Source organism: Streptomyces sp. NPDC057617 (assembly GCF_042800555.1).
In the GTDB taxonomy this organism is placed as follows: domain Bacteria; phylum Actinomycetota; class Actinomycetes; order Streptomycetales; family Streptomycetaceae; genus Streptomyces.
The window spans coordinates 210,877-222,058 of sequence record NZ_JBHVGV010000010.1; the positions used below are offsets into that span (position 1 = coordinate 210,877).

Below are 11,182 nucleotides of genomic sequence, written 5' to 3' on the forward strand. Positions count from 1 at the left end.
TAGGTCTGGACCAACGAGGGAGCGGGTGCGGGCGCCGGGCGCCCGGGGGTCAGCGCTCCGGTGTCAGGCGCGCGCCCGCAGGAACGCCGAGGTGGAGACCCGCCCCAGCAGCTCCAGCCGGGAGGTGCCGCTCGCCAGGTGCTTCTCCGCGGCCTCCTGGACGCCGGGCCAGCTCCGGTCGCCGAAGTCGTCGAGGACGACGATCCCGCCCGGGGCGATGATCTCCTCGACCCATTCGAGGTCGCTGGCGACACCCTCCGCCGAGTGGTCACCGTCCACGATGATCACGCCGTACTTCCGGTCGGAGACCGCGGCGCGCACCTTGGGATCGCCGGAGAAGCCCTGCTGCACGCGTGCCTCGATGCCCGCACGCCCGCCGAGCGCCAGATTCGCGCGGACGACGTCCTCCCGTACCGGCGTACCGGTCGGCTCGGCGCCCATCCCCGCACCCGGCTGGAGCTGGCTGCCCACCAGCGGGTCGACGATCGTCAGCTCCGCCTCCACGCCGGCGCGGTGCAGCATTCGCATCAGCGTGGCCGCGAAGAGGCCGTGCAGGGTGCCGATCTCAAGGACGTTCTCGTTCGGCGGCTTGAGCAGCGGTACGGTCGACAGCTTGCCCAGAATGTTGGACGTGGAGCCGGCCAGCCGCCCCACGGCCAGGGACTCCAGAGCGATCACATTGCGGAAGGCGATGGTCACATTCCGTCGTGCGAGTCCGCCGTCCTCCCCCGAGACGGCGGCGATCTCACGGACGAGACCGTTGATCTCCGCGGGGCTCGGCACGCGGTGGCCGCTGCGCCCCGTCCGGTCGAACAGCAGGCCGACCGCGTACTGCTGGTTGCGCAGCTCCGTCTGCTGCTCGCGCAGTTCCTTCGCCTCACGCCGAAGGGTTTCCAGATCGGTGCGCAGGCCGGATGCGGAGCGTTGGATGCGCTTGTCCACCAGGGCTGCGGCGGGGCGGAGTATCCGCCTCGTCAGCCGGTTGCTCAGTAGGGATGGCATGCGCGGAATGTACGCCCGCGCCACCCTCTTGTGGTCATCAGCGGATGGTAAACAGATGAAGTCTTGATGAGAGGCGAGTGGACAAAATGTGGAGGTGTGGTCGCTGAGTCGTGCGAAAGCGGCTGTGCCACACTCCTGAGGTGACGGTCCGGGGCCAGCTCTTCAGATTCGCCCTGGTGGGCGTGGTGAACACCGGTACGTACTACGTGTGCTACCTGACCCTGCTGAACCGGCTCCCTTATGTCGTCTCGCATATTCTCGCGTTTCTCCTCAGCATGGTCGGCTCATTCTTCCTGAACAGCCGATTCACCTACCGGACCCGGCCGACCTGGCGGAAGTTCCTGCTCTTCCCGCTCACCAACGCGGCGAATTTCGTGATCACCACGAGCGGGGTCTATCTGCTGGTGGACGTCCTGCACCAGGACAGCCGTTACGCACCCCTGTTCGCGGCCGCGGCGGCCGTCCCGGTCACCTTCGTGGTCTCCCGAACGATCATGCTCCGCCCGGAGCGGCCGGTGATCGCGGGTGCGGACAGGGCCGGTGCGGGCCGGGCGGGTGCGGGCCGGGCGGGTGCGGGCCGGGGCTCACGACGGCTCATGACCCGCCGCTGAAACGCGGCGGTCCGGGTGCGCGCCGCGAAGCGCGTACCCGGACCGCGGTCGGGCCGTTCAGACAGGGATCACGCAGACGAGGATCACGCCCGGACTTGCGTCCGTACCCGGTCCGCCTGCTTCTTCATCGTCCGCTTCAGCCGCGGCCCGAACGGCTTCTCCACCAGCTTGTGGATCAGCCACGCCAGCGTCAGCATCGACAGGATCGTGGCGATGAAGGTCAGCCTCGGCTCCAGGCCGAAGTGCCGGTGCAGAATGCTGATCGCGAACCAGCCGAGATGCTCATGGACCAGATAGAAGGGGTACGTCAGCGCGCCCGCGAAGGTCAGCCAGCGCCAGTTCGCCCAGCGCAGCCAGCCCAGGGCCACGGCCGCGACCGCCGCGAACGCGAAGGTCACGATGAGCAGGATCACGTACGGCGAGCGCTCCTGGAAGGCGTCGGTCGCGTTGGGGCTCCACAGCGCGGTCGTCGAGTAGCGCTGGCCGAGCAGCCAGCTCGTGGCGACGATGCCCCAGAGCAGCAGGTCGCTGCCGTAACGGTAAATCAGATAGAGCGCGAGCCCGCCGATGAAGAACGGCGCGTGGTCGCGCATCACGAGCTCGTCGGTGAGCGGGTTGTCGGCGACCCGGGCGAACACCCCCGCCACCGTCCACAGGCAGCAGAAGATCACGACCCTGCGGTAGGTGACGCCCTTCCACACCACGAAGAGAGCGAAGAGCAGATAGAAGCGCGCCTCGACCCAGAGGGTCCAGCACACCCCGAGCACCCGGTCCACGCCCATGGGCTGCTGAAGCATGGTCAGATTCACCAGCACCTCGTTGAGGCGCAGCGGTTCGATGACCGAGGGCAGGGCGACACACGCGGCGGTGGTGAGGAGGATGGCCGCCCAGTACGCCGGGTAGAGGCGGGAGACCCGGGAGCGGAAGAAATCGCCGAGCGACCGTCCCCAACTGCTCATACAGATGACGAAGCCGCTGATGACGAAGAAGAGCTGGACGCCCAGGGCGCCGTAGGTGGCGACCGCCGACAGATCGGGGAACAGCTCCTTCGGCGACTGGCCCCAGGCATGGGCGGTCTGGCCCTTCCCCGCGTAGTGGAAGACGCAGACCATGAGGGCCGCCAGGATGCGCAGCCCGTCCAGAGCCCGCATCCGGTCCTGCTTCGGTGCGGAGTCCTTCGGGGGCGCGGGGCGGCTCTCCGGCTCGGATACCGGTTCCGGATCCGGAACCCGAGCCAGTGTCGCTTGAGACATTCCGTATGTTCCGTTCGTTCCTACTGCGGCGGCGGGGTGGGCAGGAGGTGCCTGCCAAGGACGGTGCGGGCATTCGCCGTGCGCGTGGCTGCCCCGGGGCCGTCGGTACCGGCGGTTTGGGTCGGTACGTCCGGTCCATCGCTCGGGGCGGGGCTCAGAAGGCCTGGTGAGTGGCGGCGCGGCAGCCCTCAGCGGAGCGACCCTAGGCTGCGCAGGGTGAACGGTGCGACGTCTGGTGGGTGAACAGAATGATCGAACGGATGTCTGTTGGGTGAACTTCCGGTGATGGGGCTGGGCTGTGCTCCGGGCTGTGCTGCGGGCTGTGCGCGGGGATGGGCTCCGGGGAGTGCGCCGGAATCGGCTCCGAGAGGTGCGCGCGGATCGGCTGTGGGAGTGCGCGGGGATGCGCTCCGGGGTGCGCGGGAGCGTACGTACCCCAATCTCGCCGTGAATCGTTGGTCGAACCAGTGGCCCAGGCCACGCCGACTGCCTACCATCGATCACTGCAAGGCCTTGTGCATCGACGCACAATCACCGGGAGGCCCCCTTTGCACCGCCGCCGTCGCACCGCGCTCTCCGTTTCCGTCGCGCTTCTCGCCGCGGCCCCCCTGCTCACGGCCTGCGGCAATGACGCGCATCCCGGAGCCGCGGCGGTCGTCGGGGGCGAGCGGATCGAGGTCTCCACGATCCAGGCCCAGGTACGGGAGGTCCGGGACGCGCAGGAGTCCACGCCGGACGGCGCGCAGCTCGTGAAGAGCACCGGGCAGCTCAGCCAGGCCAAGCTCAACAGCCTGATCTTCGACCGGATTCTGCAGGAGGCCGCGGACGAGGCCGGGGTGAAGATCACCCGCAGGGAGATCCAGACCACCCGGCAGCAGGCCGCGGCGCAGTCGGGCGGCGAGAAGCAGTTCGCCGCGATGCTGCTCCAGCAGGGCGCCCTCTCCGCCGGGCAGATCGACTCGGCGATCCGCCGCGAGGTCCTGCTGAACAAGCTGGCGCAGGCGCTCGGCGCGAACACCATGACCCCGGAGGGGCAGCAGGTGGTGCTCGCCGATCTGACCAAGACCTCGGAGAAGCTCGGTATCGACGTCAATCCGCGGTACGGGAGCTGGGACTACAAGCCGGTCCGGCTCGGCGAGGCGAAGCTGCCGTGGATCACTCAGGTCACCCAGCAGGCACCGGAGCAGGAGCCGTCGGACGCCTGAGCCGGGAGCCGGACGCGCCCTCGGCCGTCCTGGCTTTCAGGCGTGGGCCGTGCTTTCAGGCGTGGGCCGTCCGGCTCACGGGCCGGGTCCGGCCGGAGGTAGGTTCGAGTGGTGACTGACGAAGTTCCCGCCGCCCCCGGCCGTATCGTCCTGCTGACCGCCAGCCACCGGGTCGCGCCCGGGCTGCTGTCCTGGCCGGCCTGGCAGACACTGCGCGCCGCCGACCGTGTGCTGTGCGCCGACCGAGGCCATCCGCAGCTCCCGTATCTGCGCGAGGCGGGCATCACCGTCGAGCACCCCGCCTCCATCGGCGCCCAGGACCTGGTCGACGCCTGCGCCGGCGGCCGTACGGTCGTGGTCATCCCGTCCGGTGCCGGTTCCGGTGACGGCGGCGACGCGGGCGACGGCGCCCTGACCGACGGCCTCGCGCGGCTGGCCGGCTCCGGCCGCGTACAGATGCCCGACCTGGAGCTGCTCCCCGGCTCGTACGACCTGCCGGGCGCCCGGCTCCTCGATCTCGTCCATGTCATGGACCGGATCCGCCGCGAATGCCCCTGGTCGTCGACCCGGACCCACAAGGAGCTGGCCAAGTACGGCATCGAGGAGGCGTACGAACTCGTCGAGGCGATCGAGGACGGCGACGCCGACGAACTCCGTGAGGAACTGGGCGATGTACTCCTCCAGGTCGTCTTCCACGCGCGCATCGCGCAGGACGGACTCGACGAGGGGAGCGAGCCGTTCTCCATTGACGATGTCGCCGCCACGATCGTGGAGAAGCTCATCCACCGTCACCCCCATGTCTTCGGCGACGAGACCGCGGAGACCCCGGAGGACGTCAAGGCGCACTGGCTCCGTACCAAAGCGGTCGAGAAGCAACGCGATTCGATCACCGACGGCGTCCCCCTGACCCAGCCCGGCCTCGCCCTCGCCTCCAAACTCGCGGGCCGCGTCCGCACGGCAGGCCTGAACGTCCCGCTCCCGACGGGCGACGGCATCGGATATGAGCTGCTCGCCCTGGCCGTACAAGCGGAAAAGGCGGGCACGGACCCGGAGACGGCCTTGCGCGCGGCGGCGCGTACGTACAGGGACGCGATCCGCGCGGCGGAAGCGGCGGGGGAGAGCCGCGCCGCTGAGTAACGTGGCGGCAGCGGCGGGTTGGGGTTTGGAGTGAACGATGGACACAAGCTGGGACGGCGGGCCGGAACCGGGGGCGGAAGCGGTCGTACTGGCGACGGGATCCGTTGACTGGGAGCGGGCCAAGGGGCGCATCATGGGTTTGCTGCGCCGCGCGGGCGTCCCGGACGACGTGATTGAGCTATACGCAGGGGCCGCAGGCGAGTTGCCCAGCGGGACGTCGTGGCAGGAGCAATTGAGGCCCTTCCTCGAACAGGCGCCGTCGGGCGTGGTGCGTGAACTCGACACGGTCGTCAGTGAGTTCAACTCGGCGGCGCCAGAGCGGCGAGGGCCCACGCGTAATGGGATTACTGGCGGCGCGGTTCACGGCGGTGTCGTGCAGGCTGGTTCCGTCGGGTCGGTCTACCTCGGCGTGGGCTCACACGGCGTCGGCCCGACTGCGCCGGACGACTGGCCGCGGCTGTACGAGCTGGAGCCGCTCGACCTCGGTGTACGGACTTCCCGTACCTTCCGCGACGAGCCCGACCTCACGCCGTATGTGGAGCGGGATGGTGACGCGCGGCTCGGCGACCTCGTCCGGGACGGTGCTGAGTCCGGTGGGCTGGTGATGGTGACCGGCGAGCGGCTGTCCGGCAAGACCAGAACCGCGTACGTGGCGCTGCGCGACGCCCTGGGCCGCCGGGGAAGAGTCTTCGCGCCCAGCCCCGGAACGGACCTTCGCGGGCTGCCCGCGCTGCTGCGCGGGCAGCGAGCAGTCCCGTACGCGGTGTGGCTGGACGATCTGGAGGGCCACCTCGGTGAGCACGGGCTGACGCCCAGCCTGCTCACCCAGCTCATCCGGCAGCGGATGCTCATAGTGGCCACGATGAGCGACGAGGAGTACGCGAAACACCGATTCGGCGCCTCCCCGAGCGCCCGGATCCTGGCGAGGGCCGAGACCGTCGAACTGGCCTCGAGCTGGACCGACGACGAGTTGTGGTGCCTCGTGGAATCGATGCAGCCCGACATCCGCTTGTCCGGCGCGATCGAGTGGTGCCGTGACGAACGTGTCACCGAATACCTTGCCATTGGCCCCGAACTCTGGGCGGAGTGGCAGCACGCCCGCCGCCCGAACGCCCACCCGCGCGGCCATCTGCTGGTGCGCGCCGCCGCGGACCTCGCGGGGTACGGGATCAGGCAGCCGGTGCCGCAGGAACTGCTCCGGTCGGTCCATGAGCTGTACGGTCCCGAGATCGCGGACGCGAGCTTGGAGCCGTTCGAGGATGCCCTCGCCTGGGCCACCGAGACCCGCCACGGTGTCACCGGCCTGCTGGTGGCGGGCCCGGAGGCGGGCACTTGGCGGGCGTACGGTTCGCTGGTCGCGGACGCGATCCGGTCCCCGGACGGGGTGCGGCTCCCGTACCGCGCCTGGATGTACGTCCTGTCGGCCCTGCGGTCCCGCGCGCCCGGTGCGGACGCGGTGCTGGCAGCGGCCAGGGCCGCGCTGCTCCCGGACGCGGAGGAGGGCGACGCCAAAGCCATGTACTGGCTCGCCTCCATCTGCCACGAGGCAGAAGAAACTGGGGAGGCCGCGCGCTGGTACGCCGCCGCGGCGGACGCGGAGCCGCAGTACGCCTACGAAGCCGGGAAGTACCTCGCCGAACAGGGCAACGCCATCGAGGCCATTCCGTACCTCAGGACCGCCGCCGAGGACGGGAACAGCCGACTGGCCGCCGCCCTTCTCGGCAGGCTCATGCGTGATCAGGCCGAGCACTGGCTGCGGGTGGCGGCCGACGCGGGAGACGAGCAGGCGGCACAAGAGCTGAGCCGCCTCATCCGACCCCGCAACGCGGATGAAGCCGGGCTTCATTACTGAGGGCTGCGGCGCCGGGCCGCGCAACGCTGCCTCCGTCCGCCCGGTTACCGTCGACCAGTGACACCGAAGCCCCCCGCCCCCACCCCCACCGCCCCCGAACTCTTCACCTGGGAGTTCGCCACCGACCCCTACCCCGCCTACGCCTGGCTCCGCGAGTGGGCCCCCGTCCATCGCGCCCGGCTTCCCAGCGGTGTCGAGGCATGGCTTGTGACGCGGTACGGGGATGCCAAGGCCGCTCTCGCCGACGCGCGGCTGTCCAAGAACCCCGTGCACCACGCCGAGCCGGCGCACGCCAAGGGGAAGACCGGGATCCCGGGGGAGCGGGATGCGGCCCTCATGACGCATCTGCTGAACATCGACCCGCCCGACCACACCCGGCTGCGGCGGCTCGTATCAAAGGCGTTCACGCCGCGGCGCGTCGCCGAGTTCGCGCCGCGTGTACGGGAGTTGACCGACCGGCTCATCGACGGATTCGCCGCGAAGGGCGAGGCGGATCTGATCCATGACTTCGCCTTTCCGCTCCCCATTTACGCGATCTGCGATCTGCTCGGAGTGCCGGCCGAGGACCAGGACGACTTCCGCGACTGGGCGGGCATGATGCTGCGCCATACAAAAGGGGGGAACGGCGCCGGGCCGCGTGGGGGAGTGGCGCGGGCCGTCAAGAAGATACGGGGATATCTGGCCGAACTCATCCATCGCAAAAGGGAGAATCCCGGCGACGATCTGATCTCCGGTCTTATCCGGGCAAGTGACCACGGCGAGCATCTCACCGAGAACGAGGCCGCGGCGATGGCCTTCATCATTCTGTTCGCCGGTTTTGAGACGACCGTGAACTTGATCGGCAACGGCCTCTATTCGCTGATGCGCCATCCCGAGGAGCGCGCCCGGCTCCAGCGGTCGATCGGCGCCGGCGAGACGGAACTGCTCGCGAGTGGAGTCGAGGAACTGCTCCGCTACGACGGGCCGGTGGAGCTGGCGACCTGGCGTTATGCCACCGAGCCGCTGACTCTGGGCGGGCAGCCGGTCGCGGCGGGCGATCCCGTACTCGTCGTACTCGCGGCGGCGAACCGCGACCCCGCGCGGTTCGCCGGACCCGACACTCTTGATCTCGCCCGGCGTGACAATCAGCACCTTGGCTATGGGCACGGAATCCATTACTGCCTCGGCGCACCGCTGGCCCGTCTTGAAGGTCAGACCGCTCTCGCGACGCTGCTGACCCGCCTTCCCGATGTGCGGCTTGCCGTGGATCCGGTGGATTTGCGCTGGCGCGGCGGGCTCATCATGCGGGGATTGCGCACACTTCCGGTGCAGTTCACGCCATTGTCCGGCTGATGAACCGCTGCCGGATTCGCCTCCGTACAGCTTCGCGACAAGCCCGAATAACTGACGGGTCGTCAAGACTGTGACTTTCACGTGATCTCCGCTGCATCGACTTGTGACAGGCGTTCGAGTACCGCTACGTTCACCGACGACTCGGCAGCACCACCGCCGTAGTCGAAACGACAGTCACACGGAAGGCAATCGCATGCGCTCCGGGAACGGCCGACACCGCAGACCTCGCCAGGCTCCCGCTCTGATCGTCGCTGCGGGGGTGACCGGTTCGGCCATCGCCATCCCGCTGTTCGCCGCCTCGGGCGCCAGCGCCGCGGACGGTTCCACCTGGGACCGGGTCGCCGAGTGCGAGAGCGGCGGCATGTGGAGCGCGGACCTCGGCAACGGCTACTACGGCGGCCTCCAGCTCACCCAGGAGACCTGGGACGCCTACGGCGGCGGGGAGTACGCGGCCAGCCCCGACCTCGCCAGCCGTTCCCAGCAGATAGCGATAGCCGAGAAGGTCCTCTCGGCGGAGGGCGTGAAGGCCTGGTCGAGCTGCGCCTCGGTCTCCGGCCTGGTGGACGCCCTGCTGCCGGACCTCGACCTCGGTCTCGGCGGCGACGCGGGCAGTGCCAAGACGCCGCGGGGCGAGGCGAGTGCCGGCCCGTCGGACGGCTCCTCGGCCACCCCGGGCGGCAAGTCCTCCCCGTCTACCGGCGCGAGCGCGCTGCCGGGCGAGTCGGTCCCCTCCGGTTCGGCCACCGCCCCCGCGCCCGGAGCCTCCGCTTCCGCCGAGGGTACGGACGGTACGGAAGGCACGCCCGGCGCCGACGGCATCGACAGCCTCCTTCCCGGCGGCCTCGGCGGCAACGATTCGGCCACCGGCAAGCACCGCGGCCCGGCGGCCCAGGAGGACGCCGTACCGGACACCTCGGGCGAAGGCTATGAATACGGCCGTCATGCCTCACGGGGTGACGGACTGGCACGGAGTACGGACGCCCTGCCGGAGGCGTCGGACGCCCCCGGTGCCGCGGACGCCGACCAGCCCGACGAACGCAACTGGCTGATCGCCGATGGACTGAAGGTGCCCGGCGGGTGGCTGTGAGGTGAACGGGGGCGGGCGTTGCCCGCCCCCGGCCCGTTCCTGGGCTGTCATCGGCTCGCCCCCGGCTCGTACCCGGCCCGCCCCGCGACTCGTCCGCCCTGGTCAGGATCCTGATCCCGGTGTGAAACGGCGGTCGTTCGCAGGGGAGTTGACGCGAGAATGGCGGGGTATTTCGCCGCCCTATGTCCTCTTCTGTGCAAGTGAGACAAGCGTCTCTTTGCGGCAACTGAGGACTTTTGACCTGTGCATTACGCCGACTTAGGTCCTCACCAGCCCAAACGCCTAAACCTGGACGGTCGTTAAGGGGATTTTTGTCCCCGATGTACTTCTTTGAAGAACCGGCGGGCCTGTGATTACGGTCTGAACCGCTCGCACCGCGGGCCCCGTCGACCGTCACGCCGAATCCTGCCGGCGGCCGGGGGGAAGTAGTCGTCGCGTCATGCGCCGGAGGCAGGAGCGGGGGAACCACGGTTTGTGCCGGGCCCGGCCGTCGAGAGACGGCCGGCGACCGGCTCGGGGTGAAGCCGGGTGTGACGGGTGCTGTCCGCGGGACAGGACCTGTCACATCCGGCCGGGCAACTCACTTGGCCCGAACCCGACAGCTCACCTCGCAGGCGTCGGTGAGGAGAGTTCCATGCTGCGTGCCAGTCGTGTCAGCCATGCCAGCGATGTCAGCGGTGCCGGCCGGTCCGGCCGTTCCGGCAAGGGCAAGCACCGCCGTCCCGCCCGCTCCGCGACCGCCCGCTACGCCGCGCTCGCCGGGATCACCGGTGCCGCAGTCGCGGTCCCGCTGATCGGCGCCACCTCCGCCTCCGCCGCGACCGCCTCCGAGTGGGACCGGGTCGCGCAGTGCGAGTCCGGCGGCAACTGGTCCATCAACACCGGAAACGGCTACTACGGCGGCCTCCAGTTCAGCAGCTCCACCTGGGCCGCCTACGGTGGTACGGCGTACGCGGCCAGGGCCGATCTCGCCTCCAAGTCCCAGCAGATAGCCGTCGCCGAGAAGGTCCTCGCGGGCCAGGGCAAGGGCGCGTGGCCCACCTGCGGTGTGAACCTCTCGGGCGCGGCGTACGACGGCGGCTCGGCCGGCTCGGGTTCGGGCTCCGGCTCGGCGTCCGGTTCCGACTCGGGCTCCGGGTCCGGCTCCGGCTCCGGTACGGGCGACCAGGCCGCCCAGCAGCAGGCGCAGCCCCGGCAGGAGTCCGCCCGTACCGGAACCCGTACCGGAGCGCAGCCCGCCTCGCGCGGCGAGAGCCGGGCCGCCACCGGTGCCACCACGATCAAGAAGGGCGACGGCGAGTACAAGGTCAAGTCCGGCGACACCCTGTCCAAGATCGCCACCGCCCACCATGTCAAGGGCGGCTGGAAGAAGCTGTTCGACCTGAACAAGGACATCGTGCGCGACGCCGACCTGATCTACCCGGGCCAGCAGCTCCACCTCCGCTGACCGAACCGGTGCTGACCGGCCCCGACCGGACAGGCCCGAACCGGCGCTGACCGAACCGGCGCTGACCTGACCGGCGCCGACCGTGCCGGCCAAGCGCCGCCGTACCGTCCGTACCGCTTCGTTCCGCTCGGCCTTCACGGCCACCCGACCGCCCCGGCCCGGCGCGTGATCCCCCCCCCGCTCTCCCGGCCAAGGCCCTTCCCAAAGCGCTCGGGTATGTTCGGGTGTTCCCTCCCTCCCCACAGCCGGGTGTCGA

The 11,182-nt window shown here is 69.9% G+C and carries 9 protein-coding genes and 1 riboswitch; of the genes, 7 read left to right on the forward strand and 2 right to left on the reverse strand.

Going from position 1 to position 11,182, the window contains the following annotated elements; all coding sequences use genetic code 11:
- Positions 1–63 precede the first annotated feature (63 nt).
- Entirely contained in the window at positions 64–1,002 is a 939-nt protein-coding gene (locus ACFU9P_RS24950) for a class I SAM-dependent methyltransferase (RefSeq protein WP_384084581.1), read from the reverse strand.
- Between the two features lie 140 nt (positions 1,003–1,142).
- Here ACFU9P_RS24950 and ACFU9P_RS24955 point away from each other — a divergent pair, with 140 nt between their 5' ends.
- Positions 1,143–1,613: a GtrA family protein gene (locus ACFU9P_RS24955; protein WP_384084584.1), complete on the forward strand. Its 471-nt coding sequence runs from the start codon at positions 1,143–1,145 to the stop codon at positions 1,611–1,613.
- A gap of 83 nt (positions 1,614–1,696) precedes the next feature.
- On the opposite strand, the gene ACFU9P_RS24960 is transcribed toward ACFU9P_RS24955, so the two are convergent.
- Positions 1,697–2,866 carry an acyltransferase family protein gene (locus ACFU9P_RS24960; protein ID WP_376375960.1) on the reverse strand — a complete coding sequence of 390 codons (1,170 nt, stop codon included), beginning with the start codon at positions 2,864–2,866 and terminating at the stop codon, positions 1,697–1,699.
- A gap of 548 nt (positions 2,867–3,414) precedes the next feature.
- Here ACFU9P_RS24960 and ACFU9P_RS24965 point away from each other — a divergent pair.
- From ACFU9P_RS24965 to ACFU9P_RS24990, 6 genes are all read left to right on the forward strand, one after another.
- Positions 3,415–4,071, forward strand: coding sequence for a SurA N-terminal domain-containing protein (locus ACFU9P_RS24965; RefSeq protein WP_384084587.1), 657 nt, complete (start codon positions 3,415–3,417; stop codon positions 4,069–4,071).
- Between the two features lie 111 nt (positions 4,072–4,182).
- Complete coding sequence (locus tag ACFU9P_RS24970) at positions 4,183–5,208, forward strand: nucleoside triphosphate pyrophosphohydrolase (RefSeq protein WP_384084590.1); 1,026 nt, start codon at positions 4,183–4,185, stop codon at positions 5,206–5,208.
- Positions 5,209–5,245: 37 nt separating this feature from the next.
- On the forward strand, positions 5,246–7,060 hold the full coding sequence (locus ACFU9P_RS24975; protein WP_384084593.1) for a sel1 repeat family protein: 1,815 nt from the start codon (positions 5,246–5,248) through the stop codon (positions 7,058–7,060).
- A gap of 57 nt (positions 7,061–7,117) precedes the next feature.
- On the forward strand, positions 7,118–8,392 hold the full coding sequence (locus tag ACFU9P_RS24980) for a cytochrome P450 (RefSeq protein WP_384084597.1): 1,275 nt from the start codon (positions 7,118–7,120) through the stop codon (positions 8,390–8,392).
- A gap of 193 nt (positions 8,393–8,585) precedes the next feature.
- The gene (locus ACFU9P_RS24985; RefSeq protein WP_384084600.1) at positions 8,586–9,479 is read left to right on the forward strand and encodes a transglycosylase family protein; all 894 of its coding nucleotides are present in this window, start codon (positions 8,586–8,588) and stop codon (positions 9,477–9,479) included.
- A 432-nt stretch (positions 9,480–9,911) separates the two neighbouring features.
- Positions 9,912–10,111, forward strand: a riboswitch (cyclic di-AMP (ydaO/yuaA leader).
- Positions 10,112–10,113: 2 nt separating this feature from the next.
- Positions 10,114–10,926, forward strand: a complete 813-nt coding sequence (locus tag ACFU9P_RS24990; RefSeq protein WP_384084602.1) for a transglycosylase family protein — start codon at positions 10,114–10,116, stop codon at positions 10,924–10,926.
- Positions 10,927–11,182 lie beyond the last annotated feature (256 nt).

Bases quoted from the DNA above. Each gene is read 5' to 3' on its own strand.
- ACFU9P_RS24950 (WP_384084581.1), bottom strand. From the start codon at position 1,002: ATGCCATCCCTACTGAGCAACCGGCTGACGAGGCGGATACTCCGCCCC.
- ACFU9P_RS24960 (WP_376375960.1), bottom strand. From the start codon at position 2,866: ATGTCTCAAGCGACACTGGCTCGGGTTCCGGATCCGGAACCGGTATCC.
- ACFU9P_RS24975 (WP_384084593.1), top strand. From the start codon at position 5,246: ATGGACACAAGCTGGGACGGCGGGCCGGAACCGGGGGCGGAAGCGGTC.
- ACFU9P_RS24985 (WP_384084600.1), top strand. From the start codon at position 8,586: ATGCGCTCCGGGAACGGCCGACACCGCAGACCTCGCCAGGCTCCCGCT.
- ACFU9P_RS24990 (WP_384084602.1), top strand. From the start codon at position 10,114: ATGCTGCGTGCCAGTCGTGTCAGCCATGCCAGCGATGTCAGCGGTGCC.